Raw genomic sequence first — 26,919 nt, forward strand, 5'->3', positions numbered from 1 at the left:
ATGATGACTAAAAGAAGACATTTAAGTGACAGATATGAACCTGCGGAGACGTGGACCGGTGATGACTCCCGCGGAGATCTCAGCCAGTGATGACCCGCGACGAGAGTTCGGCTATCGTTCCCTCGATCTCGTATTCTGGTGTTTCGACCGTGATAACGCTATCGGGGGTCACGTCGTGGAACTTGATGTGCATCGAGTACGTGCCATCGCCGAGGATATCGGTCGCTTCGTTCTGGCCGGTGGAGAGGTGACGCGCCCAGGCCGTTCCACCCACGTATGCCGGGTCGACGACCCCGTCGATGACGTACGCGAGCGGGTTGTACGACGTTTTCTGGCCGCGAATCGGATAGCCCTTCTCGTGCCACGCCCAGTAGCCCTCGTCGATGACGAAGACGTTCTCGTAGCCGTTCTTCATGAGTTTGGCCGCGCGCATCGATGAGAGATGGTGCGGGCAGCCACAGTAGCAGACGATGCGGTCTTTTTTGGGCCAATCCGTCACCGGATCATTACTGAGTTTCTCGACACCTGGTGCTGGGCTGAGCACTGCACCGTAGATATGTGAGGTCTTGTACTGTTTCGTCCCGCGTGCGTCCACGATGCGGGCCTCGCCACGCTTGTACCAGTTGTACACTACGGAGAGCGGTGCGAGTGGAACGTTCTCGCCATCCTGTGCGTTGGTTTCGAACGTCGAGGGATCGACGTTCAGCTTCTTCGGCTTCTTATCGAACTCCGGGGGGTAGCCGTCGGTGTCACCGTCTTCAGGTGTGGGATATGAGCCACTCGAAGATCCACTGCCTTGATTGAGACAGCCACTCACTCCTGCGACGGAAACGGCACTCGTCGCAAGAAACGTCCGTCTGTTCATCGGTATCTCTCCGTAGTGACCCACTCGGTATCAACTTTATTATGTTGTTTTCTTCTTAGGAAGCGGAGAAGAAAAGTACAAAAGTACCGGAGAGTCGCACCCAGTGCCACGGAACCCCGAACAGGTTTGGCATCGTGCTTTTTTTACGCACCAGCCTAGGTTCGTCTACTTCCGGACTGGTATGCAATGACAGACACACAGGTACGGATGGGGAGATCGATACAGCGACGAACCGGGAAAACGTTTCACCTCGCCACGCAACTGTTCCCGAAGCGCATCCGCCACCCGACGTACGTGTTGTACGGGTTCTTTCGCATCTGCGACGAAGTCGTCGACGACGCCGACGGTGTTCCGGCGGAGGCGCAGGCGAAACGACTCGAATCCCTTCGAGCACAGGCGCTCGGGGAAACGGACCCCGAAAACCCCGTCCTCGAAGCGTTCCAGCAACTCCGCGAATCGCACGGCATCGCGGACGAATCGGTGGGTGAGTTCATCGACGCGATGGAAACGGATATCGACAAATCGCGTTACGCGAACTACACCGAACTGGAGACGTATATGGACGGGTCAGCGGCTGCGGTCGGGCGGATGATGCTCACGATCATGGGCGCGGACGATCCCGAGCGCGCCCGCCCCCACGCGACGGCACTGGGCGAGGCGTTCCAGTTGACCAACTTCCTGCGCGACGTGCGCGAAGACATCCGAGACCGGGATCGGATCTACCTGCCCCAGACGACGCTCGACCGCCACGGCGTCACGGACGAACAGATCCGCCGGTCGGAGTTCTCCGAGGGGTTCGCGGCCGCGATGCGTGACGAACTTCGGCGGGCCGAATCGCTGTACTGGGACGGGGTCGCCGGTATCCAGTATCTCCCCACCGATTGCCAGTTTTCCGTCCTCCTCGCCGCGGTGCTCTACGCGGACTATCATCGCGTGATTCGAGCGCAGCAGTACGACGTGCTCTCCCGAGAACCGTCGCTTGGCACCCTGCGAAAGCTCTCGCTTCTCGCTCGCACGCGCTGGCACTGGCGGAAGACGCGCGACCCGGAGACCGTCTTCCGAACCGTGAGTTCCGGCTTCACACCGGAACGCCACGATACCGAGTTCGAACGTCGGGACGCTCTCCCGGTACGTTAGTCGTCGGCGAGGGTCGCTTTCCGTGACGGTTCGACCACCGATTCCGTCCACGTTCCACGGAGGAACCACGCGACCGAGACGATGGCGGTCAGTACGTTCGAGAGCGCCACGCCGTACCAGATGCCCGACGCTCCCATCCCATACCAGTCGAGGAATGCGTAGGCAGGTGGAAGTCGGAACACCCAGAGTGAGAGGATCGAAAGCATCATTGCCACCCGAGTGCTGCCACTGCCGCGGAATCCACCCGAGACGATCCTGAAGACGCCGATGCCGAAGAATGTCGGGCCGATGATCCGAAGGTAGTCTCCACCGATCTCGATCACCTGTTTTGCCCCATCGCCAGTGATGAAGATGCTCGTGATCGGTTCCGCGAAGAGGTACGCGATGGCACCAACGACGGCGAGAACCGCGGTGATGAGTGCCGTTGCGAGGTAGACCGCACGTTTCGCACGCGAGACGTTCCCCGCGCCGAGGTTCTGACCGACGACCGTTTCGGTGCCCTGCGCGAGCCCGAGTGCGGGGAGGAACACCAGCGAAGTGAGGCGATTTCCGATACCGAATGCGGCGACCGCGTCGGTTCCGGCGAGTGCGACGAGCGCGGTGAGGGCCGTGATTCCGAGCGCCCGAGTACTCTGTTCGACGCTCGTCGGTGCACCGATTTCTACGATCTTCCGCACCGACTCGGCACGCAGGATGAGGTCGTCCAGCGAGAGGTGGATGCCGACCCGTCCCGAAAAGAGCAGGCCGAATCCGACGAGTGCGCCGATACCGCGCGAGAGGACGGTGGCTATCGCAGCACCCTGGACACCGAACCCGGTGAAGCCGGTCGCCTGATAGAGCGTGGTCTGGAGTCCCATCAGGCCGAGATACTCGAAGAGGGGATTCCCCTGAAAGCCGAGGATGAAGAAGGGGTCTAACACGACGTTGATGACTACGCCGAACAGCATGAGGAACATCGGCGTCGTTGTGTCGCCCCACCCGCGCAAGAGCGCCTGGAAGATGAAGAAGCCGAACACGAACGGAACGCCCAGGAAGATCGCGCGGGTGTACTCCACGGAGAAGGCGTGGACGTCCGTGCCGGGCGTCGTCCCGATGAGCGTGAGCATCTGCGGTGCGAACAGCCACCCGAAGATGGAGAAGGCCATCGCCACGACGATGACGAACGCGATGGTCTGGCCCGCGAGGTGGTCGACGCGGTCGTGGTTGCCCGCACCTTTGTTCTGCGCGACGAGGACGGTACCGGCCACCGTGAACCCGCCCCCGACGGAGATCATGAGGAAGACGAGCGGCCACGAAAACGAGAGCGCACTCACGGCGTCCTGCCCGAGCCGACCCACCCAGAACGTGTCCGCGAGGTTGTAGGCGACCTGCATCAACTGCGAGAGGACGATGGGAAACGAGAGCACGAGCAAGGGTTTCAGCAGTCGCCCCTCCGTCAGGTTCACTTCGAAATCCTGCGCGTTCATTCCCGGGCCCCCTGGCCGAGATACCGCGTGAGCAAGTCGTCGACGACGTCGGTCCTGTCGTCGACACCGAGCGTGGCGCGCCGAATCCGTACCCCATCGATGGCGGCTAGCAAGACCGTGGCCGTCTCGTCGGGGTCGATCGGCTCGAACTTCCCTTGCTCGATGCCGTCGCGGACGATGTCTGCGACGAGGTCGTGGAGATACCGGTCGTTTCGCCGGAGTTGCTCGCGGTAGGCATCGCTGTAAGGTGCCTGCGCTCGGATCTCGAACAGAGCGATGTGGAAATCCCGGTTCTCGCCGTCCGACGGCCCGGACATCAGGAGTCCGAGTATCTCCCGTAATCGTTCCGCGGGGTCGTCGCTCTCGATAGTCTCGACGTGTTCGTGGAGGTGGTCTAACAGGTAGTCGAGGAAGGCGACGAAGAGGTCTTCTTTCGTCTCGTAGTGGTAGTGGATGAGCGATTTGCTCTTCTCGAACTCCGCGGCGATGTCCTGCATCGTCAGGTCAGCGTACCCGTGTTCACAGAGCGCGCAGTACGTTGCACGCATGATGGATTCGCGGGTGTCCGACGCATCGCTCCGCTGAGTCATTAACTGACTAGTCAGTCAGGATCGCGTAAGTACGTTCGGTTTCCGGAGAACGACGACTACACTGTCATCTCTCGTATTGTGACGAGGATACATCTCCGAACCGTAGAGCGGTCGTGTCCAGTACATTTCAGTAGAAAATAGTACAAACCAGTACAACCAGCGTGCGACAGTGCGAATCGGGCTCAACGTTCACGTTCCTGCACCCACAACCCACGACGTATGCGAGTAGCTGTTCTGGACGAACCCGGACGATTGCGGATCGAAGACCGCGAGCGACCGACGCCCGACGCGGACGAAGTGCTCGTTGCGGTGCGCGAGGTCGGCATCTGTGGGTCGGACGTTCACTACTACGAACACGGACGGATCGGCGACTACGTGGTGCAATCGCCGCTCGTGCTTGGACACGAGAGTGCGGGGGAGGTGGTCGAAGTGGGCGCGGAGGTAACCGACATCGAATCCGGCGACCGCGTGGCACTCGAACCGGGTGTCCCCTGTCGGCGCTGTTCACACTGCAAGCGCGGCGAGTACAACCTCTGCCCGGACGTGACGTTCATGGCGACCCCGCCGGACGATGGCGCGTTCGCGGAGTACGTCGCGTGGCCCGCCGACTTCGTGTACCGATTACCGGAGTCGGTGTCGCTCCGCGAGGGCGCGCTCTGTGAACCCTTGAGCGTCGGCATCCACGCCGCCCGCCGCGGGAACGTCGGCGTCGGTGACTCGGTGCTCGTGACCGGCTGCGGGCCGATCGGACTGCTGGCGATGGAGGCAGTTCGCGCCGCTGGTGCGACCGAGGTGTTCGTCTCCGACGTGGTACCCGAAAAACTTCGTCTCGCCGAATCGCGGGGTGCCAACGCCACCATCGACGTGCGAGAGCGCGATCTGTCCGAGGCGGTCACCGACCTCACCGATGGTGAGGGAGTGGACGTGGTCATCGAAGCCTCCGGTGCTGTTCCGGCGATTCGCACGACCATCGACGCGGTTCGACGGGGTGGAACCATCGTACTCGTCGGTCTCGCGCAGGACGACGAGATTCCGCTCGACACTGGCGAACTCATCGACAACGAACTCGACGTATCTGGTTCGTTTCGCTACCGGAACACCTACCCCACCGCCATCGACCTGTTGGCGGACGGCGTCGTGGATGTCGAGGGAATCGTGGACTTCGAATCGGGCGTCGACGAGATAAGCGAGGCGTTCGAGCGAGCGATGGACGTTGAGACGGTGAAAGGGATGATTACGATACCGGGGTCGTCGAAGCGCGCCAGCCGGTAGTAACCGGGGGTCGTCGATACAGAATCGCCAGATTGCGTCGTGGTTTGCGTGAGGTGAGATAGCTAGAATTGTGAGCCGAAGGTTACCGTGTCACACTCTCTCAGAAATTTTTACTCGGAAGTGAGTAAGACTTATTAACTGCACTCTCCTACGATGTTTCGATGAGAAAGATGCCCTTCCAAACAACGACACCAGTGGAGGTAAGAGAATGATGTGGCAGGATATCGTCTTCCTCGCCGGGAGCGTCTTCTCGCTCCTCGTTCTCGTGCCCACCCTCCGCGATTCGATGGCGAACATCCCGCTCGGTACCTCGCTTCCGTCCGCGACTATCGGTATCATCTACGGAACCGCGTTCTTCACCCTCGGGATGAGTCTCTCTGCCGCCGGGTCGCTTCTCACGGGAATCATGTGGAGCCTCATCGCGGTACTTCGTTCGCCCCACCCACTCAACATGACGTCCGAGTCAGAACCCGAATCGAAGTCCACTCGAAGTTCGCACTCTTCTCGATACTCGGGAGCACAGCACGCGGATTAGTAGAACCGATTCGCACACCTTTTTGATCGCTTTTCACCGAAAACGGGCCTGATCGATAGACGACGCGTCCTTACTCTTCGTCTATCTCCGGTTCACCCACCAGCGCCGTTACGTCGGCGTGGTCGTAGAGGAGTTCCTGCATCCGCTCGACCGTCTCTTCGTCGCGGGTGCGACCGCTGTGAACCACGTCTTCGGCGCGTTCGATGGTCGTCAGGGTGTCCGATTGCACGAGCAGGATGGGGACGCCCTTCTCCTCCGCCTTGCCGATGACCGCTCCCGGCGGGCGGAAGCCACCGGTCAGGATGAGACACTTCACGCCGGGCGCTTCCAGCGCGACGGTGTGCAGGTCCGGGCGGTCGCCCCCGGTGATGAGGGCGGCGTCTTTCGTCCGGCGGAGATGGCGTAGTGCCTTGTCGCCGCTCATCGCACCGACGAGGAAACGTTCGACGAAGGCGTCGGTGTCGGCGTCCGTGAGCAAGTCGGCGTTGAGTTCTGCCGCGAGGTCACCTACGGTAACGCCCGCGAGGTCTTGCTGGCGCGGAACGACGCCGAGGACGGGGATGCCGCGTTCTTCGAGGAATGGAACCACGTCGGTTTCGAGCGGGTCGAAGACCGTGTTCGCCACCCCGTTGAACAGGACACCGGAGAGTCGCTCGCCGACGTCGTGGACGGCGGCGAGCAGATCGTCTACGTCGCTTCCCTTCTCGTAGCGCGAGATGAGCAGTACCTCGGCGTCGAGCAAGTCGGCGACCTCGGGGTCGGTGAGGTTGACGATACCGCCCGTCGTGAAGTTGCCGCCGCCTTCCACGATCATCAGATCGGTGCCTTCGGCCAGCGACTCGAAGCTCGTCCGGATCTGTTCGCGGAGTTCGTCCGAGTTCTCGCGGCCACGGATGGCCTGCTCGATGAAGGTCGGCGAGTAGACGACGGGTTCGAGTTCGTGCATCTCCGCATCCAGTCCGAGCAGTTCGCGGGCCAGCATCGGGTCTTCGTCCAACGTCTTGCCCACGTGACTCTGGAGGCGGGTTCCTTTGGGTTTCATGTAGCCCACCGACAGCCCACGCTCCTGTGCGAGTCGCGCCAGTGCGAGGGAGACGGCGGTCTTGCCTATGCTATCTTCGGTTCCGGTGACGAGTATCGTGTTCATAGTTCGTCCGTATCCACGGTCAGTCTGATGTCGATCGCGCGCACGCCGTCTGGCGTGGCGACGAGGGGGTTAACGTCCAGTTCGAGGATCGCAGGGAAATCGGTGACGAGTTGTGACAGGCGCTGGAGGCTTTCGACCACACCGTCCACGTCGGCAGGGTCGCGGCCCCTCGCACCCCGAAGCAGGGGTGCGGCCTCTATCTCGTCGACCATCTCCTGGGCTTCGCGCTCGCTCACGGGTGCGACACGGAACGTGGTGTCTTCGATGACCTCCACGAAGATGCCGCCGAGTCCGAACAGCAAGAGCGGGCCGAACTGCGGGTCGCGGTTCATCCCGATGATGGTCTCGGTGCCCGAATCGAGGTCGACCATCTCCTGTACCTGCACGCCGAGGATGGTCGCGTCGGGCTGGTAGTTGCGTGCTCGAGTGACGAGGTCTTCGTATGCGTCGTACACGTCCTCGTTCGAGACGCCGACCTTCACCCCGCCGATGTCGGATTTGTGCAAGATGTCGGGACTGACGATCTTCATCACCACGTCCCCGTCGATATCCTGTGCGGTAGCCACCGCGTCTTCCGGCGTATCGACGATACTGCCCTCCGGCGTCGGGATTCCGTAGGCATCGAGGAGTCCCATCGCTTCCACGCCGAGGCGGTTGTCGCCGCGCTCTTTCGCCCGCGAAAGGATCGCTTCTGCACGCTCTCTGTCCACGTCGAAGGCGGTCGATTCTTCGTACTCGCGCTGGCTGATCGCTTTGTACGTGACGAGCGCGTCGAGGCTCCGAACCGCACGTGCTGGATCGAAGTAGTTCGGGATGCCCTTCTCGCCGAGCACTTCTTTCGCGTCTTCCGTCCGGCCACCACCCATCAGGGCTGCGACGACCGGTTTCTCGTGTTTCTCCTGTAGTTCGACGATCGTCTCCGCGAGTTCGCGGTAGTCGATAACTGCCGTCGGTGCGGAGAGCACCACCGTCGCGCCGACGTTCTCGTCGCCCATCGCCAGGTCGATCGCATCGCGGAAGCGGTCCAAGTCCGCGTCCCCGATGGCGTCGATGGGGTTGTAGATGTTCGCTTCGTCCGGCATGGCCTCCGAGAGCGCGTCGAGCGTCGATTCGGAGAACGACGCCAGCGAGAGGTTCGAATCGCCGACAGCGTCGGTGGACATCACGCCCGGCCCACCTGCGTTCGTGACGATCGCCACGTCGCTTCGTTCGGGCAGGGGTTGTCCGGCGAGCATCTGGGCGAAGTCGAACAGTTCTTGAACGTTGTCCACTCGCAAGACGCCTGCCTGTTCCAGCCCTGCCTCGTAGGCACGGTCACTGCCTGCCAGCGTCCCCGTGTGCGACGAAACGGCCTGCGCCCCGGCCTCGGTTCGACCGGATTTCACCATCACGATCGGCGTGTGGTCGGTCACGTCGCGGGCCGCCGAGATGAACTCCTCGCCGTTCTCGACACCTTCGAGGTAGGCGAGTATCACGTCCGTCTCGGGGTCGTCGCCCCACGCCCGGACGAAATCCGTCTCGTCCAGTACGGCCTTGTTTCCGAGCGATACCACGTCTTTGAAGCCCAGTCCCTGGTCGTTGGCCCAGTCGAGCACCGCGGTGATGAATGCTCCCGACTGGCTCATGAACGATATCGACCCCGACAAGGCGTTGTCCGGGCCGAAGGTCGCGTTCATGCCGACGGGCGTGCTCAACACCCCGAGGCTGTTCGGGCCGACGACGTTGAGGTCGTATTCGGCTGCGACTTCCTGCAGTTCTTGTTCTCGTTTTGCTCCTTCGCGTCCCGTTTCGCCGAACCCGGCAGTGATGACGACGACGTTCTGCACGCCTGCCTCACCCGCTTCACGCACCACGTCGATCGCGATGTGCGCCGGGACGACGACCACTACGAGGTCGATATCCGGGGCGGAAGCGAGGTCAGGATAGCATTCTAGGCCGAACAGTTCGTCGTGGTTCGGATTTACGGGCACCGTCTCGCCGTCGAAGTCTGCTACCATGTTCGCCATGATAGCGTGACCGATGGAGCCGTCGGTTTCGGAGGCACCGACGACGGCAACTCGTGACGGCGCGAAGAGGTCTGTTAGTGCACGGTTACCCATCGTTTGGAAATCAGCGAGAACGGGATTAAAAGTAGTGCCCGCGTCTCGGTGCGCGGGAATCATCGTCCGACGCAGTCGTGCGCTCGGCGAACCATCCGTACGAGGGTGTCACGGTCGGGTGTGAACTGAAGATGGGTGTCACAGTCGCAGTCCGACGCTCCGATACCGGCTACCGGTTCAGCGTCGATTCCCCGAACAACCTCGCATTCGACGTCTTCGTCCGGCGTCCGCACGTCGGCCACGAGTCGGGTGGCGGGATGACCGAGCAGGTAGTCGATGTGCCAGTGCCGAACGTCGAGGTCGCCTGATGCGACGCGCTCGTGCCGGTCGATGCGCGAGAAGCCACCCGACCCGAAGGCGCTTCCCGTGTAGGCGAACCAGCCGGAGTCGAGGGTTCGAACGCCTTTCGCGCCGAACTCGATCACTGCAGGTTCGACGAGTTCGATCAGCAAGGTGTACGTGCCTTTCATAGGTGTGAGAGCACCAGTCCACTTGCGACTGCGAGCATCGTCATCCCGTTCAACAGAACCGACTGCTTGTGGTACTGTGCGAAACCGTCCTCCCCTGCGTCCTCCATCTTCGGGATGAGCACCGCTCGGGAGTAGAGGGTTGCGGAAAGCGCGACCAGTAGCAGAATCAAGATCGCGAGTGATTGATTCGGGTCGAATACCCCCTCACTTCGCGCGCCGAAGGCTGCGGCAAAAGCGACGAATCCGAGTATCTGACCGAAGGCGTAATACTTCGGGAAGATGGCGTTCACCACCTGCCCGGCAGCATCGTCAAGCACGTCGAAGGTCGTCGGCGCGCCGATGAACGAGAAGAATATCATGCTCCCGAGTCAGATCCTGAGCGTCACGTCCACGACAACCAGCAGCGCCGTTCCGAAGAGGCTCATAGGAGACCGATAGAACGGCACGAAAATCGGCCTTTCGATTGCTCGATCACCTCGGTTTCTTTCACTCGGTGGCGGAGATTTCGATCACTCGCTCACGTCGGCGACGGTCGCTCCGGAGAGCTCACGCAGTGTTTCGGGCGATATCGGGAAGACGGCTTCCGGCGTTCCGGCGGCGGCCCACACCGTCTCGAAATCCGTGAGCGTCTCGTCCATGAACATCGGGAGGTCGGCCTCGTGGCAGAAGGGTGGCACGCCACCGATAGACCAGCCGACCGTCTCTCGAATCACGCCAGCGTCGGCCATTCCGACCTCGGATTCCGGCACACCCACGATGGCGGCCAGTTTCGCCTCGCTCACTCGGTTCGCCCCGCTGGTCACGATGACGACGAGCTCGTCACCCGTGCGGAAGACGAGACTGCTGGCGATCTGGGCGACATCACAGCCGATGGCGTCGGCGGCGTCCTCGGCGGTCTTCGTTCCTTCGGAGAACTCGTGAACGTCGACCTCGAAACCGTACTCCTCGTCGGCACGCTCGCTGAACTCTCGCGCTCGCTCGTGCATGGGGTCACCACTCCTCGATGGAGTAAATTTCTCACGGTACTCTCCTTGCGTTACTGTCCAGAGCCAGCCTCGCCTGTGGCTTCGATTCGAGATTCGTACTTCGCCATCGCTTCGGTCAAGGCCGCTCCGGCGTCGATGTCCAGCGATTCGGCGAGCGACAGGAGCGCGAACAACGCGTCGCCCACCTCGTCAGCGTTGACGGCTATCGCGTCGGGATCCGCGCCATAGTCGGTCGATTCGTTCGCGTCTTTCGCCAGTTCACCGACCTCCGACGCGAGGTCGAGGAGTCGGTAGGCGGGCGGCGCATCCAGGTCGTGCTCCCTGCAAAACCGCGCGACAGTCTGTTGTTATTTCATGTATGTTTCATTTCAGGCCGGGGATTTAGGCATCACGGGTCGAAGTCACGGTATGGAATTCGAAGTCAGCACCTCGAAGCGCGTGGACATCGTCGATATCACGGATCGGGTCGCAGAAGGGGTCGGGGACGATGCCGACACCTGCACCGTCTTCGTTCCTCACACCACCGCCGGGGTGGTGGTCAACGAGAACGAAGGTCGCCTGCTCACCGACCTCGAAGACGCGTTGTCACGGTTGGTTCCCGAAGGAGCGGACTACCAGCACGACCGATTGGACGATAATGCGGACGCACATCTGCGGTCGATGTTGCTCGGTGAGCACGTGACGATTCCTGTCGAGGATGGCGATCTCCAACTGGGAACGTGGCAGTCGATACTGTTCGTGGACTGCGACGGCCCGCGGACGCGCCGGGTCGTCGTCAGATGAACCGCTGGCCGCAGTTGGTACACTGGACTTTCTTCTTTCCGGTCGCGGTTCGTTCGACCGTCAGCGCACCGCCCGAGTTACACTGCGGACAGATACTCTTCCCAGTCTCTGCAGCCTGTTGTTGAGCCATCCATCGCAGATTTCGCTCGACGGCGCGGAGTCGTTCTTTCGTCGCTTCGAGTTCGTCACGGAGTGCTTCTATCTCCGACTCGTCGTTCTGTTCCTCTCCATCGTCGGTCGGAGATTCTGGGTCTTCTGGGGATGAGTCGTTGGTTGCAGGGTCGTCGGTTGGCGATTCCGTCGTGGTCTCCGATTCGTTTGCCGTCATAGAATTATCGCTGGTGCGTGCTACCAGTAATCACGATTGGTGAGAATAAAAGACTGTGGGTGGTTCCTCGGTGAGAGCAGTGAGAGCTATGGGCGGATCGTTGATAAGAACAGCAAAAGATCGGGCGCGACTCAGTCAGCCTTCGTCGGGTCGGAACCGCCACTGGAGCCGAATCGCTCGAAGGCGCTCTGGAAGTCGCTTTCGTCTTCCGTGATGGCCTCCCACGCTTCGAGTCCGCGCTCCTCTCGGGTGCCTTCGACGGTGTTGTCGAGGACGAACGCGACGATGCCACCGACCGCCATACCGGTGCCGAGAATGACGTACAGCGTGTTCGAAACGAGGTCACTACCGAGCACTGGACCGAGCACCGCGACGTTCGCCATCCCCTGTTGGAACAGTTCGGCACCGCCCTGTTCCATTCCCGCACCGATATTTCCGATATACGCCGGAATCGCGAGCCCTGCGAACAGGGCCAGACCGACGATGAAGAGGTTCCGCGAGGAGTCGAGGTCGACGTACTTCAGGTTCGATAAGCCGACCGCGGCGATCTGTCCGAACATGGCGATGAACAACCCGCCGACGATGGGGCCGGGGATGGTCGCCACGAGCTGACCGAAGTAGCCGACGAAGCCGACGAAGAGCATGATGACCGCGCCGATCTGGACGACGTACCGCGAGGCGACCCCGGTCAGACCGATCGCACCGATGTTCTCGGAGTAGGAGGTCGAACCGTTTCCGGTTCCCATGATTCCGGCGAAGACGCTGGCGACACCCTCCATTCCGATGCCGTGGTTGATCCGCTTCTTGCTCGGTGCGCCGACACCCGAGAGGCGGGCGACGGCGTGGTAGTCGCCGAAACTCTCTATCATCGAGGCGACGACGCCAGCGAACATCCCGATGATGTACGGGAGCGTGAACCGGGGCATCCCCCACTGAAGGGGCATTACGGGCTGGATGAGCTGGGCATTTGCGACCTGTCCGTAGTCCACGTAGCCTGGTGTTCCGGGGGCGTAGAATCCCGTCCACGACAGCACGAACGCGATGAACCACGCCGCGATAACGCCGAGCAGAACCGGAAAGAGGCGGAACGCTCGATGATTGTCGAGATACTGCGAGAAGAGGATGATGAGACCGAGCGTGAGACCGACGAGCCACCAGTTCTGTTGTGCGCCGGGAGCCGCGAGGTTCACGTCGGTGATCTGCGGGACGCCGAACAGCGACAGTCCGATGAGTGCGATGGTCGGCGCGATGACGACCGGCGAGAGGTGCTTTTTCAGCCACCCCATCAGTCCGAGATAGCCGACCAGCACTTCCACCGCGGCAGCCGCGATGACTGCACCCTGTAGTTCGAGCAGGGTGACGCGCCAACCACCGCCGATGACGGTGATGATAGCCAGCGCAGGCGCGAGCATCGAGAACGTCGCACCCTGCACGATGGGATACCGGTTCCCGAACGTCGTCTGGGCCAGCGTTGCGAGCCCGGAGACGACGAAGAAGGTGCCGACGAACTGCGCCGTCTGGTCCGCCGGCATCTTCATCGCACCCGCCAGCGCCAGCGGGACGGCGATGTTCGCGCCGATCATCGTCAGGTAGTGTTGGAAGCCGAGAAAGACCGATTCCAGAACCGGTGGTTTGTCGTCGATACCGTACTCCACGAACGACGCCTCTTCGAGCGTCGTATCCGATGTCGTGTCGCCTGTTGTATCTGCCATGTGTTCTCAGTCGTGGTCTGTTCTTCGGATTCTTCGTAAATGGCTTAAAAGTGGCGTTGCGAATCACTCTGGTAAAATTACGATTCTCGAAACTGCGTGACAGAATCGCGGTCTGGCAGTGCCGTCATGGCACCTGGCTCAGTCGTCGTCAGGGCAGCTACAGCGTTGGCGAACGCGAGCACCTCGGAGAGTGGTTCTCCGTCGGCCAGTGATGCGAGTGCGCCTGCGGTGAAGGCGTCTCCTGCACCCGTCGTGTCCGTGACCGACACGTCGTAGCCAGCGTGACTCGCGGTATCGGCACCCCACGGAGCATCGTCGGTCGCGCGTGCGTACGCACCTGCGCCCCCGAGCGTGAGCAAAGTGGTATGTGGTCCTGTCTCGCAGACCTCGGCTGCAAGAACTTCTCTTCCCTCGGCCTCGAAACCGGCCATCTGGAGGTCGTCAGGGGTCGCTTTCACCACGTCTACGAGGGCGAGCATCTCGTGAACCGCCTCGGCAAAGCCGCCGTCGGGCCAGAGTTCCGGGCGGGCGTTCGGGTCGAAGACGACGGTACAATCGGCTTCGCGGGCACGCTCTACGAGGTCGAACGTGGCCCTGCGAGCCGGGTCGGAAGCCAGCATCACGCCGCCGACGTAGACCCACTCCAGTTCGGTAAGTGCGTCGTCCGGTACGCCTCCCGGTTCGATTCGAGTATCAGCCGTCCCGTCTCGATAGAACGAGAATTCGCGGTCGCCAGTCTCGTCGTGGGTCACGAACGCCAGCGTCGTCTTCGCGTCGGGGTCGCGCTCGACGAACCGCTCGGGGAGGTCGGCGGCGAGCGTGTCGGCCAGGAAGTCGCCGAAGGGGTCGCGGGCGATGCGCGTCCAGAACCACGGTGTTTCGTCCAGTCGGGCAAGAGCGACCGCGACGTTCGCGGGTGCACCACCCGGTCTGCGCTCGAAGGATGGCACTTCCGAGAGTGGGCCGGGACGCTCGGGCAGGAAGTCCACGAGCGTCTCGCCCGAGACGAGGATTCGAGGTGTTTCGTCCGGTGTAGATGAGGAGGTCACAGTTTCGCGTGAGAGGGCCAGTGGGAAAGGATTTGTCTATGTCAGCAGGGCCATCATCTGTTCGAAGTTGCTTACTCGAACTGCGGCAACACTTCGTTCTCGTAGAAGTCGAAGAAAGAATCCTGATCCGGGCCGACCTGATGGACGTAGACGTTGTCGTAGCCCGCGTCGAAGAACTGCTGCAGGTTCTCGACGTGTGTATCCGGGTCGGGGTCGGTGACGATGCTCCCCTCGGCGATATCCTCCCGCGAGACCATCTCACAGGCCTGCTCGAAGTGTGTCGGGGTCGGGAGTTGCGAGTTGAGTTCGCCAGCGAGCGCAGTGTTCGGCCACCATTCGTAGGCCGTGTCGATGGCGTCCTTTTCGTCTTCGGCGTAGCAGACCGTCATCTGGCTGTAGCGTGGTCCCTCGCCACCGGCCTCGTCGAACGTCTCGACAACGTCCTGTGGGCCGACGCTCCAGAATCCGTCACCAAGTTCTGCGGCGGCCTCTGCGGCGCTTTCGCCGAACGCCGAGACGATGATCGATGGTGGTTCTTCCGGCAAGGTGTAGAGCCGAGCGTTCTCGACGGTGAAGTGGTCGCCGTAGTAGCTCTGTTGGCCTCCTTGCCACAGTTTCCGGATGATCTCGATGGCTTCTTCGAGCATTTCGAGGCGAACGCTATGCTCGGGCCAGTGTTCCCCGGTGACGTGTTCGTTCAGTCGCTCGCCCGTGCCAACGCCGAGGAAGAAATCGCCCTCGAACATCGTCGCGGCGGTCGCTGCGGCGTGCGCGACGTTGACCGGGTGGATTCGCATGACGGGGCAGTTCACTCCGACACCGACCGGTAGGTCGGCGGTCGCCTGTGCCACCCCGCCGAGGGTCGACCAGACGAACGGTGCGTTTCCTTGCTGGCTGACCCACGGGTGGAAGTGGTCAGAGATGGACGCGAACTCGAATCCGGCCTCCTCCGCTCGGGCAGCGTGTTCGACCAGTTCGTTCGGCCCGTGTTCCTCGCTCGACAGCGTGTAGCCGATCCGTGTCATGGTTTCCTCTTGCTGGTAGGCAATCGATGGATCATACTCGAAGAGTTACATCGGTTCGCCGCTTGAGCACTGTGGCTGAAAAATCAGGGTCGAGACGGCGTCAGCGCTATCGGTGCTGCCGTCCGAACTGTCGTTACATCCTCGCTGTCGTTGCTATCACTGCTGTCCTTGCTGTCGTTGCCGACTCTGCTGTCCAAGTTGTCGCCGTTGCCCCTGCTGTCCTTGTTGTCCCTGTTGCCGTCGCTGTTGCTCTTCTCTGAAACGCCGCTGTTGCTCTCGACGGCGCTGCCCTTGCTGTTGCTCGAACTGTTGCAGGTCCTGCTGGCTCGTTCCTCGTCGGCTGGCTTCCTGCCGACCGGTTCCTTGCTTCTGGCTCCGCCGTTGCTGGCCGTAGCGACGCTGTTGCTGTCGTCGTCGCTCCTGTTCCCGTCGCTGTCGTCTCCGTTGCTGTGATTCCTGCCGACCGACCTGCTGTTGGCCGACCTGTCGTTGCTCCATTTGGTGCTGCCCACCCTGCTGTGAACCCGGCTGTTGCTGTCCTTGCACTCGTCGACGTCCGTACCGTCGCTGTCGTTGCTGACGCTCCCGTTCCCGGCGTCGCTGTTCCCGACCGCGACGTTCTTGCTCGCTCCCCCTCGGCCCGCCGTATCGCTGAATCTGCGATCCGCGTTCGTCATCGCGACGCGGCTGGTCGTGTCGATGGTGTGTCATTGTACAACCCCCACGAATGGGTCGATACGGGAATCCTTAGGCGTGCTGGCTCGGGTGGCCATCCTTAAGGGCGGTCGGTCACTCCGTCCCGATATGGAACCACGAGACCTCTCCGCGCACGTCGCGTATCAGGCCGGACGGGGCATCGAGGAGGTCGCTCGGGAGCTCGGATTCGACCCCGACGACCTCGTGAAACTCGCGTCGAACGAGAACCCTTTCGGCCCGAGTCCGGCGGCGGTGGACGCCATCCAGACGGCGGCAGCGAACGCGAGTTCGTATCCGAAAGCGTCACACACCGACCTTACCGCTCGACTGGCCGAACGGTGGAACGTCGAACCGGCGCAGATCTGGCTGGCGAACGGCGGCGATGGCGCACTCGACTACATTGCACGGGCCATGCTCGATCCCGGCGACACCGTCCTCGTGCCGAAACCCGGCTTCGCCTACTACGGGATGAGCGCACGCTACCACCACGGCGAGGTGAACCAGTACCGCCTCTCGAAAGACGACGGGTTCGCACTCACGGCAGATACCGTGCTCTCGGCGTATAACGGGGAGCGAATCGTCTATCTCACTAGCCCCCACAACCCCTCCGGCGGACGATTCTCGTTGGATGCGGTACAGAAGATCGCCGACGAGACGGACGACCAGACCCTCGTGCTCGTGGACGAGGCCTACGGCGAGTATGCCGACGCACCGAGTGCGATCTCGCTCCTCTCGGAGCGCGACGATATGGCCGTTCTTCGAACTTTCTCCAAAGCCTACGGACTGGCGGGCGTTCGCCTCGGCTACGCGGTCGTCCCCGACGAGTGGGCGGACGCCTACGCTCGCGTGAACACGCCCTTCGCCGCGAGCGAACTCGCGTGTCGTGGGGGACTCGCCGCGCTTTCCGACAGCGACCACGTCGAGAGGTCGGTCGAGACGGCGCGATGGGCGCGTCAGTACATCTACGACGAACTCGACGCCCCGACGTGGGAGAGCCACGGGAACTTCGTGCTCGCAGCGGTCGGTGACGCGAGTGCTGTCGCGGCGGCAGTCCAGGAACGCGGCGTCATCCTCCGCGACTGTACGAGTTTCGGGCTTCCGGACTGCGTGCGCATCACCTGCGGGACGAAATCGGAGACGCGACGAGCAGTGAGCGAACTCAACGAGGTGTTGTCGGAGTGAAGGTCGCAATCACCGGGACACCCGGAACCGGGAAGACGACGGCGACCGAACTGGTCGACTCCGACCTCGACGTCGTCCATCTGAACGACGTGATTCGAGAAGAAGGGCTGAACGAGGGGACGGACGACGAACGCGGTAGCCTGTTCGCGGACTTCGACGCGATTCGAGCGTGGTTGGCCGAGCAGCGCGACGACCTACTCCTCGATTCACATCTCGCGCACCACTTCGAAGCGGACAGGGTCATCGTCCTGCGGTGTCATCCAGAGCGATTGCGAGAACGACTGATCGAACGCGGCGAATCGGAATCGAAGGCGGAAGAAAACGCCGAAAGCGAAGCCCTCGACGTGATCCTCTCTGAAGCGGTCGCGGAACACGGTACGGACTCGGTGTACGAGATCGATACGACAGACCGCACGCCGGAGGCCGTCGCGGCGGACATCGAAGCGGTTATCCGGGGGGAGCGCGCGCCTTCCGCTGGAACTGTCGATTATCTGGAGTACCTATGACGCTCGACCAACTTCGCCCCGTCGCAAACCGTGCACTTCGCCCGTTCGTCTCAGCGTCGATGCGGGTTGGACTGACCCCGGACGCCGTCAGCGTCGTCGCCTTCGCACTCGCTGGTGGCGCTGGCTGGGCGTTCTATCTCGGCGCAGATACCCCGAGCTGGTATCTCGTCGGTGCGATACTCGTCTTCATGAACGGCTGGCTCGACCTGCTCGATGGGGCGTTGGCGCGCGAACTCGGAACCGACTCCGCGGCGGGTGACCTGCTGGATCACGTGCTCGACCGCTACGCCGACATCGTCCTCATCGTCGGTCTCGCGGCGGGTCTCGGCCAGTACGCGCTCGGACTGGCGGCTGTGACGGGCGTGCTGATGACCTCTTATCTTGGCACGCAAGCGCAGGCGGTCGGCCTAGACCGCGTCTACGGTGGTCTGCTCGGGCGAGCAGACCGGTTGGCGCTCATCGGCGTGGTCAGCGCGGTCGCTGCCTTCGTCACCTCGGTCGCTGGCTACCCGTTGGTCACGCTGTTACTCGGTTTGTTCGCCGTCATCGGCCATCTGACGGCACTCCAGCGATTCTACTACTCGTGGCGCGCACTGGCATAACGTGGCGTGCAATTTATCAGTCGAGGCGGTAAACATCAACACATGGTTCAGTGTGAGATGTGCGGTGCAGAAACGGCCTCTCCGAAGACGATCAAGGTCGAAGGCGCGGAGTTGGACGTGTGTGACAACTGTGTCGGCTTCGGGACCGAGGTCAAAACCCAACAGTCGTCCTCGACGTCGACGAAATACTCCACCTCGTCGTCTTCGTCCTCAGGTGGGTCGAGCACCAGCACCGGTAGTTCGGGGTCGTCGGGTGGTTCGCGCCGACGGCGTTCGGACATGTTCGACGACATGGAAGAGATTGCGCCGGATTACGACGACCGGATTCGCAACGCACGCGAAGCGGAAGGACTGAGTCAGGAAGACCTCGCCAAAGAACTCAACGAGAAGGCGAGCCTGATCCGCAAGCTCGAACACGGCGACATCCTGCCGAGCGACAGCGTCCAGAAGAAACTGGAGCGAAAGCTCAGCATCAGTCTCACCGCCGGAAGTGCGGGAGCCGACGACGAGGAGTGGAGCGGCGGCAGTTCGACCGGGGGCACCACCCTCGGTGACGTCGTCAAGCGCAAAGACTGAGAAACAGGGTCGAGAGGGCGATTTCGAGAACGGTTCTGAACCGAATCGCTCCGTTTTCGCAGTTCGTGAGTGAAATCTGGCGTAGCGTGTGCCGGAAGTTATCGAGATGGCTGATTCGGGTGGATGCGAGGATACTACTAACGTTAAGGCTACGTCGCGCCAGTGGCAACCATCGAGAATACCGACGACGTGACTTTGCTCAAGCGTCAGTTCGTAACTCTGCTTCGCCTTCGATTCCAGTGATTCGCGGGAGTGGAGCGACAAGAGAAGTAGCTCCAAATACCAATCGTTTTCCAGCGTTTTCATCACTATATCTTCGCCACGGGCGGGATTCCACAGCGTTTAAACGCCCATCACGCACCCATCGACGTATGAAAGCGACCGCGAAAGCTCACCCCATCCAGGGGCTCGTCAAGTACCACGGGATGCGCGATACGGAACGCAGATTCCCTTACCACGACAGCATCAGCGTCTGTACCGCCCCGAGCCACACAAAGACGACCGTCGAGTTCGACGAGTCGTTGGACAGCGACGTGTTCGTCGTGGACGGTGAGGAGCTGTCGGGCCGCAAGGCAGACCGCGTCAGTACAGTCGTCTCGCGCGTGCGCGAACTCGCCGAGATCGACACCCGCGTCCGGTTCGAGAGCGAGAACAGCTTCCCCTCGAACGTCGGCCTCGGCTCGTCGTCGTCCGGCTTCGCCGCGGCGGCGATGGCCGCTGTAGAAGCGGCAGGGCTCGACCTGACTCATCCCGAAATCTCGACCATCGCGCGCCTCGGTTCCTCCTCGGCGGCACGGGCCGTGACGGGTGGCTTCTCCGACCTGCACGCAGGACTGAACGACCACGACTGTCGCTCGGAGCGACTCGAATCGCCCATCGAAGACGACGTACGGATCGTCGCCGGACTCGTCCCCGCGTACAAAGAGACCGAGGAGGCCCACCGCGAGGCCGCGGACAGCCACATGTTCGAAGCTCGACTCGCGCACATCCACGACCAACTCGTCGAGATGCGTGACGCGCTTCGCGCCGGGGACTTCGACCGCATCTTCGAGACCGCGGAACACGATTCGCTCTCGCTCGCGGCGACGACCATGACCGGCCCGGCGGGGTGGGTGTACTGGAAACCCGAAACGCTGGCGATCTTCAACGCGGTTCGCCGACTCCGCGAGAAAGAGGACATCCCCGTCTACTTCTCCACCGACACGGGTGCGAGTGTGTACGTCAACACGACCGCCGACCACGTAGAGTACGTCGAAGAAATCGTCGCCGAGTGCGGTGTCGAGACGATGAGCTGGAAGGTCGGCGGCCCTGCCGAACTGCTACCAGAGAGCGACTCCCTGTTCTAGCGGGGAACACGCCTTTAGGCTCCCTCTTCCTACCCTCCCTTCATGAAAGTCGCTGTCCTCGGCGCGGGCTACGCCGGTCTTACGCTGGCCCGAAAACTCGAACGTTCCCTCCCTGACGACATAGACCTCGTCGTGGTCGAACAGACGGGCGACCATCTCGTCCAGCACGAACTCCACCGCGTCGTCCGTAGACCCTCCCTCGCCGACGATATCCTGATCCCACTCGAAGACGTGCTCGACTGCGAGATACGGACGTCCCGTGTCGAATCGGTCGACCCCGACGCGAACCGCGTCGTCCTCGACGACGGGGAACTGGCGTACGACTACGCTGGCATCTGTCTCGGTGCGGAGACCGCCTTCTACGATTTGCCGGGTATCGAGGAGCACGCGACACCCCTGAAGCGACTCGACCACGCCCACGAGATTCGGGACGACTTCCTGACGAACGAGGGCGGACGCGTCGTGGTCGGCGGTGCGGGACTGTCGGGTGTCCAGATCGCGGGCGAACTCGCGGCGTTCGCCCGCGAAGAATCGTTCGACACGGAGATCGTTCTGCTGGAGCAGTTCGGTGAGGTGGCACCATCGTTCCCGGCGAACTTCCAGCAGGCGATTCGGAGCGAACTCGAAGCGCGCGACGTCGACGTTCGAACCGGAACTGCGGTCGAGCACGCAGACGAGGACGAGATCGTCCTGATAGATGGAACCGAACTTACCTACGACCAGTTCGTCTGGACGGGAGGGATTCGCGGCCCGGACGCTCTGGGTGGCGACCGCGCCCGCGTCGATAGCACGCTTCGACTCGGCGACGGAACCTTCGTCGTCGGCGACGCCGCACAGGTCGTGGACGGCGACGGCGAACCGGTTCCTGCGAGCGCGCAAGCCGCCGTGCGCGAGGCACGAGTCGTCGCCAAAAACATCGCTCGGCTCGTCGATGGCGGCGACGACGTGTTCGACCCACGACTCCAGCAGTTCACCTTCGATTCGCCGGGCTGGCTCGTCTCGGTCGGTGACGGTGCGGTCGCACAGATCGGGCCGACGGTGGTGACCGGCACCGCCGCCAAGGCACTGAAAACGACCGTCGGCGCGGGATATCTCTCCTCGGTCGGGGCTGTTCGGAACGCGGTCGATCTGATCGGAGAAGAGCTAGGCGATTAGAACGCTGTGCGGTTAGATACCCGCAGTTCCGGTTAGATGCCGGGGATGCCGAGCATCTTGGACGTGAGGATTTCGAGGGTCACCAGGACGTACGTGATACCGACGACCGAGAGCCACGCGATGAGGCCGATACCGATGGCGTTGCCCCACCCACCGGGATAGCGCCAGTTGATGACCCATATCCACGCGACGAGTACGACGATCCACCCGAATAACCAGCCGAAGATGAACGCGACGATGACCCCGATTATCGACCCGACGATGGCCGTGATGAGCGCGTATCCGTAGTCGTCGGTTCCCGTTACGACCCTTGCACCGATGTAGATGCCGAGCGCGCCGATAAGGAGGTTCACGACGAACCCGACAACTGAACCCGTGAGGGAAATCATACGAACAGTTCTACGTCGAACTGATGTTTATAAGAACCGCTTGCGTCGCGGAACCGAGAGAACGCCACAAGACTTATTCTGGATAATTGCAGCATTAGCTTTAAGGCACTGGCCAAACCTTGAGCCAGCATGGCACGCGCGAGCAAATTTGACACCATCCTGATGAGCGCAGTCGGCGTCGGAACTGCGGCGGTAATCGGCAGACGTGCGCTCGAATACTACCGAGAGAAGCAGCGGCGCTCCGGTACACATATCCTTTGTACAGATTGTGGCGAAGCGATGCCCATCGACGACGTTCTCGATCCGGTCGAGACCTGCGCCTGTGCGACGAGCAATATCAGGATGGATTGAATAGATACTGCGTGCCAGACTTCACACCGTAACAAAATCGAGTCGGGGAGCGTTAGATGTCGTTGAACGATCCACGGAGTCCCCGCTCCGCAACTCCGATGAGGAGCAGGGCGAAGAGCGCGACGACGAGCCAACGCCCCGTCTGGGAGCTGACCACGTCAGCGACCAGTCCCAGCAGGTCGAAACCGACGGCTTGGCCGAGCGCGAACAGCAACAACACGAAGCCGACGATCGCCAATCCGGACAGAAGACCGGTCTTGGCGAGCCGATCCGACATGCTCGTCTTCTCACGACCACGTCTCGACTGCTCTCGCGGCTGATTCGCACCGCCCTGTCCAGCAGTTTCTCGTGACCGTTGCTGACTGCTGTCGTTGCGGTCGTCTCCGCCATTTTGTGGTTGGGGCATAGTATCGTCCCCGATATTCGGGATGGTGTCGGTGGCTAAAGTTAAACGGGCATTAAACGAACCGTTACGGACTGTTCCACGAGAGCTTTATCGCGGTGCGAATCCGTCCTGGAACCACGATAGACGTTACGGCAACGTGTGCTTCGAAACGACTGCTTACTCGAAAGATGCCGCAAACCCTCGGTTTTCTGCCGACCCGCGGTTACGCTTCCTCTGCAGACTCTGCGTACCGTTCCAACTCACCAGCCAACTCCCGCGCCTGTGCTGGCGACAGCGACACCGTCTCGGCGTGGGCGGGTAGATTCTCCAGTCCGGTGTTGTCCAACTCCAGTTGTAACAGCACTTCCTCTGGCGCCTCCTCGCCCTTCGGGGTCGTGACGTTCAGAATCCCGACGGCCTCCTCTGTCCAGCCGTGGCCCTCCACGACGGCATCCACGAGATCGAAGGTGGTGGAGGCGGTGACCGAGAGCACGCGGTCTGCCATCTCAGTCGTCACCAGCGACCGCGTCGTTCGAGCCGTCCGGACTATTCGGAGCCGGGCTTGCGTCCATCGCGTCGTCCTCGGCGTAGGGATACCACGTCTTCTTCGTGTTGTGCATGTACGGGTCGTCGTAGGAGGTCTCCTCGGGTTCCAAGAACTCGGCCAGCGCCTCCTCGTCGTGGGCCTGCACGAACTCGCGGAACGTCTCTCGCTCGACGACTTCGCCGTCTCGCTCGCGTTCCTCGCGGTTTTCTTCGAACGCCGCGATGAGATTCCGTATCGCGCCGGGCACCTCGTCCGCGGCGATACGCTCTCGAACCCACGACGCGAAGCTGGGATCCTCGCCGAGACCGCCGCCGAGACCGATGTCGAGGGCTTCGACCGGTTCACCGTCCTTGCGCGTCTTCATCCCCCGGAGGCTGATGTCGGCGATCTGGGGCTGTGCACAGGAGGCGGTACAGCCCGAGAGGTGGATGTGGAAGTTCTCGACGTCCTCCGGAAGGTCGACATTCTCCCGCAGCCAGCGCGAGAGGCGCACCTGCCGGTTCTTCGTCTCAACGATGGAGAGCGAACAGAACTCGGTTCCGGTGCAGGCGATCGACCCGCGCTGGAAGGGATGCGGGTCGGGGCTGTACCGGTCGAGCAGTGGCTCGTCCAGCATCGCGTCGAGATTCGCTTCCGGAACGTCGGTCAGGATGATGTTCTGGCGTTGCGTCAGGCGAGCCTCGCCGGAGCCGTATCTGTCGGCGATGTCTGCCAATTTTATCATATCCTCCGCGCCGACGCGTCCGACGAGGACGTTCAGTCCGACGTAGTAGTTTCCGTCGGGCTGTTCGTGGACGCCGACGTGGTCGGCGTGGCCGTGGTCGTCAGGGACGCCAGCGTTGTACGAGTACTCCTCGCGGAGGTCGTTGCCTGCCGTCTTCAACTCGAACTCGACGTACTCCTCCTGGAGGACGCGCCGAATCTTCTCCGGCCCCCATTCGTCTACGAGGAACTTGATACGGGCGCGGCGCCGATTGTCGCGGTTGCCGTAGTCGCGGAACAGGCCCGTAAGTCCGCCAAGGATGGGCGTGACCTCGTCCGGTTCGGCGAACACGTCGATATTACGGGCGAAGCGGGGTTCGCGTCCGGCCAGTCCACCACCGACGCGGATATTGAATCCACGGACGGTCTCCCTATCGACCTCCTTCTCGGCGGGTTCGATGCCGATGTCGTTGATGTCGCCCTGTCCACAGCCTTCGCGGCAGCCCGTGACCGACACCTTCCACTTCCTCGGAAGGTTCGCGTAGTCGGGATTGCCCTTCATATTCTCTTCCAGATCTTCGACCACCGGAAGCGCGTCTACGAACTCTCGCTCGTCCTTTCCGGCGACCGGACAACCGACGATGTTGCGCCACGAGTCGCCACAGGCTTGCATCGTCGAGAGGCCCGCATTCTCCAATCGGTCCCAGATCTCGGGGACGTCTTCGACGTTGATCCAGTGAAGCTGAACCGCCTGCCGCGTCGTCACGTCGGCGAAGCCGTTGCCGAATTCGGGGTTCGCGGCTGGCCCGGTCGCGTAGTCGCGTGCGATCTCCCCGATGACCCGGAGTTGGCCGGGTTCGAGCACGCCACTCGGCGGCCCGATTCGCATCATGAAGTAGCTCTCTTGGCCGTCGCGCTGGTGGTACAATCCCCACCATTTGAACCGCTCGAACCACGCATCGTGTTCGTCGTCGGGAATCGAGTCCCATCCTTCATCCGCAAATCGAAGGATATGCTCGCGTATCTCTTTTCCGTAGACCTCGTCTTTCCACTTCTCGACATCGGTCGGCATGGCTCATCGTACAGAACCCACCCGTAAACCCCCGTTCTCCCCGTCAATCCCCGCCGGGGGTCGGGAATGTCGGCAAGTATCACGGGTAGCTACGAGGCGGCGAAATCGACGGACGTCGGTGGCAATTCATGCGTCGGTCATTACTCCTCCCGGCCGGTGAACCGTCTCGACGGCGATCGAGCGAAACTCGTCGTCATCGACGTGCCCGACCCGGAGCCACCCTGTCGTCCCGCGCTCACCACAGCCGATACACTGGCCAGCAGCGCGCGCCTCGACCCATCGCCCATCGACGCCAACGTCGATGAACACCTCGACGAGGAAGAATGCGACGTCGCAGTCGCAGATGTCGTGACGAGCGAGCTTCCAGATGTCACTGACGCCGACGGTTCTGGTGTCGTTTACGTTCACCCACGCACCCTCGTCCAGCGTGCGAATCGCGGTGGTCATACCACCATCTCGGGCTCCCCACACCCTCAGCGCGTCGGCAGGCGCAACTGCCGCCGCATCGTATGACACGTCACGACCCGCGAAACGACCGCCACCGTCTCCCTCTCGACGTACACGCGAGAAGTTCCGGTTTCACGCCCGTCAGAGAAACCCACGAATCTTACCGAAACGTGGGAGCATCGGCCGGAATTACGCCAAGACGCACCGTTTAGGAGTCGTACAGTAAACCGTGGGGTGATGACACGACGCAACGCAGACGAACGCTGGTATCTGGACGATTACTCGGTCGTCGAACCGGTGAACCGAGAGGTGACGACGAATGGCTGAGCTGGAGGACTACCGGGCGAACGATCACTCGGAAGACGACCATTCGACGGACGACTCCGCGGAAGACGACCATCTGAACGAGGTGCCAGACGGGAGCGGCTGCACCGAGATCTGGGAACATCTCTCGGAGCGCCGGGGAGCCGACGACGTCCGAGAAGAATGACCCGCGCGGCGCTCGTGTTGGTCGGCCATGGCTCGCATCTCGACTCCCAGTCGGCCCAACCGCTCTACGATCACGCTGACGAACTCCGCTCTCGAAACGTCTTCTCGGGGGTCCACGAGGCGTTCTGGAAGGAAGAGCCGTCGCCACGCGAAGTGCTTCGAACCGTCGAGAGCGACGATGTGTACGTCGTCCCGCTGTTCACCAGCGAGGGGTATTTCACCGAGCAGGTGATCCCCCGCGAACTTCGAATCGCCGACGGCTGGAGCCTCGACGAAGAGAAATCGGTGACTTACACCGACCCCGTTGGGACACACGAGGCGATGACCGAGGTCGTCGTTCGACGAGCCGAGCGCGTGACCGGTGGCGATGTCGGGTCGGAAACCGGTCTCGCCATCGTAGGCCATGGCACGGAGCGCAACGAGATTAGCGCTCGAGCGACACGAACGCACGCAGAACGTATCCGCAGGCGAGACCGATTCGGGGAGGTTCGAGCACTGTTCATGGACGAAGAACCCCGGATCGACGACCTCACCAGCCACTTCGAGCGCGACGAAATCGTCGTCGTTCCCCTGTTCGTCGCCGACGGCTACCACACACAGGAGGACATCCCGGAGGACATCGGACTGACCGACGACGCGAGCGCAGGCTACGACGTGCCTGCCGACGTGGCGGGACGGACGGTCTGGTACTCGGGTGCCGTGGGAACGGAACCGCTGGTCGCCGACGTGGTTCTCGAACGAGCGATGGATGTCGGTGCAGCGATAGAGACGAAAAGATCGATTTCGAAGACGAACGATCGATTCCGCGATTCGAAGCCCGACGAAATCGACGAACTCGCGCAGGCAGCGACCGATGGCGTCGATCTCGACGGGCTCCGAGTCGCTCGCACCGACGACGAGTTTTCGATCGAGACGCCGAAGACGAGACGCGACGGTCTCACCGGATCGGAGTTCCGCTCGGTCGCCCGTGACCACCCACGATACATCTCGAATTGGTACTACTGGAACCG

General features: G+C 62.0%; 31 protein-coding genes and 1 pseudogene. 13 read left to right on the forward strand and 19 right to left on the reverse strand.

Annotated elements, in window-relative coordinates; genetic code table 11:
- Window positions 1-79: 79 nt before the first annotated feature.
- Window positions 80-865: a rhodanese-like domain-containing protein gene (locus tag ACR3FE_RS06380; RefSeq protein ID WP_458206248.1), complete on the reverse strand. Its 786-nt coding sequence runs from the start codon at window positions 863-865 to the stop codon at window positions 80-82.
- 186 nt (window positions 866-1,051) lie between these two features.
- Between ACR3FE_RS06380 and ACR3FE_RS06385 the strand changes: the two genes are divergently transcribed.
- Complete coding sequence (locus ACR3FE_RS06385; protein WP_458206249.1) at window positions 1,052-2,002, forward strand: phytoene/squalene synthase family protein; 951 nt, start codon at window positions 1,052-1,054, stop codon at window positions 2,000-2,002.
- Here the strand turns inward: ACR3FE_RS06385 and ACR3FE_RS06390 are convergent.
- On the reverse strand, window positions 1,999-3,468 hold the full coding sequence (locus ACR3FE_RS06390) for an MATE family efflux transporter (RefSeq protein WP_458206250.1): 1,470 nt from the start codon (window positions 3,466-3,468) through the stop codon (window positions 1,999-2,001). The two genes, ACR3FE_RS06385 and ACR3FE_RS06390, sit on opposite strands and share 4 nt — an antisense overlap.
- The gene (locus ACR3FE_RS06395) at window positions 3,465-4,058 is read right to left on the reverse strand and encodes a TetR/AcrR family transcriptional regulator (RefSeq protein ID WP_458206251.1); all 594 of its coding nucleotides are present in this window, start codon (window positions 4,056-4,058) and stop codon (window positions 3,465-3,467) included. The genes ACR3FE_RS06390 and ACR3FE_RS06395 overlap by 4 nt, the downstream gene beginning before the upstream one ends.
- A 219-nt stretch (window positions 4,059-4,277) precedes the next feature.
- Between ACR3FE_RS06395 and ACR3FE_RS06400 the strand changes: the two genes are divergently transcribed.
- Both ACR3FE_RS06400 and ACR3FE_RS06405 read left to right on the forward strand, forming a co-directional pair.
- Window positions 4,278-5,330, forward strand: a complete 1,053-nt coding sequence (locus ACR3FE_RS06400; RefSeq protein ID WP_458206252.1) for an NAD(P)-dependent alcohol dehydrogenase — start codon at window positions 4,278-4,280, stop codon at window positions 5,328-5,330.
- A gap of 208 nt (window positions 5,331-5,538) precedes the next feature.
- A complete protein-coding gene (locus tag ACR3FE_RS06405) occupies window positions 5,539-5,865 on the forward strand; it encodes a hypothetical protein (protein WP_458206253.1) in 327 nt (108 codons plus the stop codon).
- A gap of 70 nt (window positions 5,866-5,935) precedes the next feature.
- Here the strand turns inward: ACR3FE_RS06405 and ACR3FE_RS06410 are convergent, their stop codons facing one another.
- From ACR3FE_RS06410 to ACR3FE_RS06435, 6 genes are all read right to left on the reverse strand, one after another.
- Window positions 5,936-7,012 carry a phosphotransacetylase family protein gene (locus ACR3FE_RS06410; RefSeq protein ID WP_458206254.1) on the reverse strand — a complete coding sequence of 359 codons (1,077 nt, stop codon included), beginning with the start codon at window positions 7,010-7,012 and terminating at the stop codon, window positions 5,936-5,938.
- Complete coding sequence (locus ACR3FE_RS06415) at window positions 7,009-9,111, reverse strand: acetate--CoA ligase family protein (protein ID WP_458206255.1); 2,103 nt, start codon at window positions 9,109-9,111, stop codon at window positions 7,009-7,011. Before ACR3FE_RS06415 ends, ACR3FE_RS06410 begins: the two co-directional genes overlap by 4 nt.
- Before the next feature lie 59 nt (window positions 9,112-9,170).
- Window positions 9,171-9,581 carry a GIY-YIG nuclease family protein gene (locus ACR3FE_RS06420; protein ID WP_458206256.1) on the reverse strand — a complete coding sequence of 137 codons (411 nt, stop codon included), beginning with the start codon at window positions 9,579-9,581 and terminating at the stop codon, window positions 9,171-9,173.
- Window positions 9,578-9,940, reverse strand: coding sequence for a DUF4149 domain-containing protein (locus ACR3FE_RS06425; RefSeq protein ID WP_458206257.1), 363 nt, complete (start codon window positions 9,938-9,940; stop codon window positions 9,578-9,580). Before ACR3FE_RS06425 ends, ACR3FE_RS06420 begins: the two co-directional genes overlap by 4 nt.
- A 150-nt stretch (window positions 9,941-10,090) precedes the next feature.
- Window positions 10,091-10,567, reverse strand: a complete 477-nt coding sequence (locus tag ACR3FE_RS06430) for a YbaK/EbsC family protein (protein ID WP_458206258.1) — start codon at window positions 10,565-10,567, stop codon at window positions 10,091-10,093.
- Between the two features lie 50 nt (window positions 10,568-10,617).
- Window positions 10,618-10,878, reverse strand: a complete 261-nt coding sequence (locus tag ACR3FE_RS06435) for a MazG nucleotide pyrophosphohydrolase domain-containing protein (protein ID WP_458206727.1) — start codon at window positions 10,876-10,878, stop codon at window positions 10,618-10,620.
- Between the two features lie 97 nt (window positions 10,879-10,975).
- Between ACR3FE_RS06435 and ACR3FE_RS06440 the strand changes: the two genes are divergently transcribed.
- Window positions 10,976-11,350, forward strand: coding sequence for a secondary thiamine-phosphate synthase enzyme YjbQ (locus ACR3FE_RS06440; protein WP_458206259.1), 375 nt, complete (start codon window positions 10,976-10,978; stop codon window positions 11,348-11,350).
- Here the strand turns inward: ACR3FE_RS06440 and ACR3FE_RS06445 are convergent.
- From ACR3FE_RS06445 to ACR3FE_RS06465, 5 genes are all read right to left on the reverse strand, one after another.
- Window positions 11,343-11,678 (reverse strand): zinc ribbon domain-containing protein, encoded by a 336-nt coding sequence (locus ACR3FE_RS06445; RefSeq protein ID WP_458206260.1) that lies wholly within the window; start codon window positions 11,676-11,678, stop codon window positions 11,343-11,345. The two genes, ACR3FE_RS06440 and ACR3FE_RS06445, sit on opposite strands and share 8 nt — an antisense overlap.
- 131 nt (window positions 11,679-11,809) lie before the next feature.
- Window positions 11,810-13,390 (reverse strand): uracil-xanthine permease family protein, encoded by a 1,581-nt coding sequence (locus ACR3FE_RS06450; RefSeq protein WP_458206261.1) that lies wholly within the window; start codon window positions 13,388-13,390, stop codon window positions 11,810-11,812.
- A 77-nt stretch (window positions 13,391-13,467) separates the two neighbouring features.
- Complete coding sequence (locus tag ACR3FE_RS06455) at window positions 13,468-14,439, reverse strand: carbohydrate kinase family protein (protein WP_458206262.1); 972 nt, start codon at window positions 14,437-14,439, stop codon at window positions 13,468-13,470.
- A gap of 71 nt (window positions 14,440-14,510) precedes the next feature.
- The gene (locus ACR3FE_RS06460; protein ID WP_458206263.1) at window positions 14,511-15,464 is read right to left on the reverse strand and encodes a TIGR03557 family F420-dependent LLM class oxidoreductase; all 954 of its coding nucleotides are present in this window, start codon (window positions 15,462-15,464) and stop codon (window positions 14,511-14,513) included.
- Between the two features lie 156 nt (window positions 15,465-15,620).
- Window positions 15,621-16,175: a hypothetical protein gene (locus tag ACR3FE_RS06465; RefSeq protein ID WP_458206264.1), complete on the reverse strand. Its 555-nt coding sequence runs from the start codon at window positions 16,173-16,175 to the stop codon at window positions 15,621-15,623.
- A 93-nt stretch (window positions 16,176-16,268) separates the two neighbouring features.
- On the opposite strand from ACR3FE_RS06465, the gene hisC reads away from it, so the two are divergent.
- The 6 genes from hisC (at window position 16,269) to ACR3FE_RS06495 (ending at window position 21,527) form a co-directional block, all read left to right on the forward strand.
- A complete protein-coding gene (gene hisC / locus ACR3FE_RS06470; RefSeq protein ID WP_458206265.1) occupies window positions 16,269-17,342 on the forward strand; it encodes a histidinol-phosphate transaminase in 1,074 nt (357 codons plus the stop codon).
- Window positions 17,339-17,848, forward strand: a complete 510-nt coding sequence (locus tag ACR3FE_RS06475; protein ID WP_458206266.1) for an adenylate kinase family protein — start codon at window positions 17,339-17,341, stop codon at window positions 17,846-17,848. Before hisC ends, ACR3FE_RS06475 begins: the two co-directional genes overlap by 4 nt.
- Window positions 17,845-18,450 (forward strand): CDP-alcohol phosphatidyltransferase family protein, encoded by a 606-nt coding sequence (locus tag ACR3FE_RS06480; RefSeq protein WP_458206267.1) that lies wholly within the window; start codon window positions 17,845-17,847, stop codon window positions 18,448-18,450. The genes ACR3FE_RS06475 and ACR3FE_RS06480 overlap by 4 nt, the downstream gene beginning before the upstream one ends.
- A 42-nt stretch (window positions 18,451-18,492) precedes the next feature.
- On the forward strand, window positions 18,493-19,026 hold the full coding sequence (locus ACR3FE_RS06485) for a multiprotein bridging factor aMBF1 (protein WP_458206268.1): 534 nt from the start codon (window positions 18,493-18,495) through the stop codon (window positions 19,024-19,026).
- 371 nt (window positions 19,027-19,397) lie between these two features.
- On the forward strand, window positions 19,398-20,372 hold the full coding sequence (gene mvaD, locus ACR3FE_RS06490) for a phosphomevalonate decarboxylase MvaD (protein WP_458206269.1): 975 nt from the start codon (window positions 19,398-19,400) through the stop codon (window positions 20,370-20,372).
- A gap of 42 nt (window positions 20,373-20,414) precedes the next feature.
- Window positions 20,415-21,527 (forward strand): NAD(P)/FAD-dependent oxidoreductase, encoded by a 1,113-nt coding sequence (locus tag ACR3FE_RS06495; protein WP_458206270.1) that lies wholly within the window; start codon window positions 20,415-20,417, stop codon window positions 21,525-21,527.
- Window positions 21,528-21,559: 32 nt separating this feature from the next.
- Here the strand turns inward: ACR3FE_RS06495 and ACR3FE_RS06500 are convergent, their stop codons facing one another.
- Complete coding sequence (locus ACR3FE_RS06500) at window positions 21,560-21,916, reverse strand: hypothetical protein (protein ID WP_458206271.1); 357 nt, start codon at window positions 21,914-21,916, stop codon at window positions 21,560-21,562.
- A gap of 129 nt (window positions 21,917-22,045) precedes the next feature.
- Here ACR3FE_RS06500 and ACR3FE_RS06505 point away from each other — a divergent pair, with 129 nt between their 5' ends.
- A complete protein-coding gene (locus tag ACR3FE_RS06505; RefSeq protein WP_458206272.1) occupies window positions 22,046-22,267 on the forward strand; it encodes a hypothetical protein in 222 nt (73 codons plus the stop codon).
- A 52-nt stretch (window positions 22,268-22,319) separates the two neighbouring features.
- Here ACR3FE_RS06505 and ACR3FE_RS06510 read toward each other — a convergent pair whose 3' ends face one another.
- The 4 genes from ACR3FE_RS06510 to ACR3FE_RS06525 all read right to left on the reverse strand — a co-directional run bounded on the left by ACR3FE_RS06510 (window position 22,320) and on the right by ACR3FE_RS06525 (window position 25,420).
- On the reverse strand, window positions 22,320-22,673 hold the full coding sequence (locus ACR3FE_RS06510) for a hypothetical protein (protein ID WP_458206273.1): 354 nt from the start codon (window positions 22,671-22,673) through the stop codon (window positions 22,320-22,322).
- A gap of 202 nt (window positions 22,674-22,875) precedes the next feature.
- A complete protein-coding gene (locus ACR3FE_RS06515; protein WP_458206728.1) occupies window positions 22,876-23,157 on the reverse strand; it encodes a DUF6360 family protein in 282 nt (93 codons plus the stop codon).
- 1 nt (window position 23,158) lies between these two features.
- Window positions 23,159-24,973 carry a nitrite/sulfite reductase gene (locus ACR3FE_RS06520; protein ID WP_458206274.1) on the reverse strand — a complete coding sequence of 605 codons (1,815 nt, stop codon included), beginning with the start codon at window positions 24,971-24,973 and terminating at the stop codon, window positions 23,159-23,161.
- A gap of 126 nt (window positions 24,974-25,099) precedes the next feature.
- Window positions 25,100-25,420 carry a DUF8134 family protein gene (locus tag ACR3FE_RS06525; RefSeq protein ID WP_458206275.1) on the reverse strand — a complete coding sequence of 107 codons (321 nt, stop codon included), beginning with the start codon at window positions 25,418-25,420 and terminating at the stop codon, window positions 25,100-25,102.
- 319 nt (window positions 25,421-25,739) lie between these two features.
- Here ACR3FE_RS06525 and ACR3FE_RS06530 point away from each other — a divergent pair, with 319 nt between their 5' ends.
- On the forward strand, window positions 25,740-25,910 hold the full coding sequence (locus ACR3FE_RS06530) for a hypothetical protein (RefSeq protein WP_458206276.1): 171 nt from the start codon (window positions 25,740-25,742) through the stop codon (window positions 25,908-25,910).
- Window positions 25,907-26,914 (forward strand): annotated as a pseudogene (locus tag ACR3FE_RS06535) (CbiX/SirB N-terminal domain-containing protein); the annotation flags it as partial. The gene ACR3FE_RS06530 and the pseudogene ACR3FE_RS06535, both read left to right, overlap by 4 nt.
- Window positions 26,915-26,919: the final 5 nt, after the last annotated feature.

It is taken from the genome of Haladaptatus rarus (assembly GCF_054177585.1).